The organism is Sphaerotilus sp. (assembly GCF_034519685.1).
Classification (GTDB): Bacteria; Pseudomonadota; Gammaproteobacteria; order Burkholderiales; family Burkholderiaceae_C; genus Sphaerotilus.
The window spans coordinates 1-1,739 of the sequence record NZ_JAXHOF010000005.1 but is presented as its reverse complement, the minus strand read 5'-3'; the positions used below and the strand labels follow the sequence as shown (position 1 = coordinate 1,739).

1 protein-coding gene is annotated in these 1,739 nt (G+C 69.1%); it reads left to right on the top strand.

Annotated features, from left to right (window positions below):
- Nucleotides 1-1,674 (top strand): IS1634 family transposase (locus U5O44_RS11055; protein ID WP_322588532.1); only part of this gene is annotated, 1,674 nt, incomplete at its 5' end.
- Between the last annotated feature and the right edge of the window lie 65 nt (nt 1,675-1,739).

Here is a 1,739-nt window from a genome sequence, read left to right as displayed (position 1 = left end):
CAACCCCGCCAGCGCAACGTCATGACGCTCGGCCGCGTCGACGAGAACGGCGGCCAGGTCGACCGGCTGCTGCAGTCGCTGCTGAAGGTGCGCGGCCTGGCCGGGCGCGATACCTCGGCCCCCGAGGTGCGCTTCGACTCCGCCCTGGCCCTGGGTGACGTGTGGGCGCTCGACCAGCTCTGGCGCGAGATCGGCTTCGACGCGCTGGCCGGCGTGTTCCGGCGCGCCCGCTACACCACCCCCATCGAACAGGCCATCCGCATGATGGTGTTCAACCGGCTGTGTGATGCCGACTCCAAGCTCGGGGTACTGCGCTGGGCACAGACGGTGAGCTTGCCCGGGGTGGACGCTTCCAGATTCAACCATCAGCATCTGCTGCGCGCCATGGATGCGCTGATGGACCACCAGGGTGAGGTCGATGCCTGCGTGGCGCACCTGTTGCGTCCGCTCATCGACGAGACGCTGTCGGTGGTGTTATACGACCTGACCACCATCCGTGCGGCCGGCCTGAGCGAACAGCCTGACGATGTGCGCCAGCACGGCATGAGCAAGGAAGGCGTGATCGCGCGACAGTTCCTGCTGGGCGTGGTGCAGACGGCCGACGGCCTGCCGATCCACCACGAGGTGTTCGACGGCAATGCCAGCGAGGCGCAGACGCTGCTGCCGGTGCTGGAGCGGCTGCTGGGGCGGTTCCCGCACATCCGCCGTCTGGTGCTGGTGGCGGACCGGGGGCTGCTGTCGCTGGACAACCTCGACGCGCTGGAAGCGCTGGAGCTGCCGGCCGGACCCGATGGACCGCGCACGCTGGAGTACATCCTGGCGGTGCCGGGGCGGCGCTACGGCGAGTTCGAGTCGGTGCTGCAGGACTTCCAGGCCAAGGTGACCGCGCAGGCTCGGCAAGCGCAGGTGCTGCGCGATGCGGGGCAGCCTGCCACGGCGGACGAGACGGTGGACGAGGCCCGCTGGCTGGGGCGCCGTCTGGTGGTGGCGCACCAGCCCGAGCGGGCGGCCGAGCAGTCGGCCAAGCGCACGGCGCGCATCGCCGAGCTGCTCGCGCGGGCGCAGGCACTCGCCGACAAGCTCACAGCGCAGGACGATGGCCAGCGCAGCCGTGGCCGGGCGCTGTCGGACTCGGGTGCCAAGGCGCGCTTCTTCCACGAGGTGGCCGACGCGCATCTCGCGCGCATCATCAGGGTCGACCTGAAGTCCGAGCTGTTCCGCTACGAGATCGACGCGCAGGCGCTCGCGCGCGCCGAATTGATGGACGGCAAGTTGCTGCTGGTGACCAACGTGGCCGACTTGAAGCCTGCCGAGGTGGTGCAGCGCTACAAGGCGCTGGCCGACATCGAGCGGGGCTTCCGGGTGCTCAAGAGCGAGATCGAGATCGCGCCGGTCTACCACCGGCTGCCCGAGCGCATCCGGGCGCACGCCAGCCTCTGCTTCATGGCGCTGATCCTGTACCGGCTCATGCGCCAGCGGCTCAAGGCCGCCGGGCATGCCGCCTCGCCGGAAACCGCCCTGGCGCGGCTGCGGCGCATTCAGCGCCAGACCGTCTGCATCAACGACAGCGCGCCCATCAGCGGCGTGTCCACCATCAACGACGAACAGGCCACGCTGCTGGCCGCATTGAGGCTCAAGAAACCACCCGGCGATACCCAGTTGAACCTCCTGTAGTGGCAATTCGCGAGGGCAGCCTATGCGAATCAAGCACTTACAGCGGTTGGTGTCGAACTCGGGGG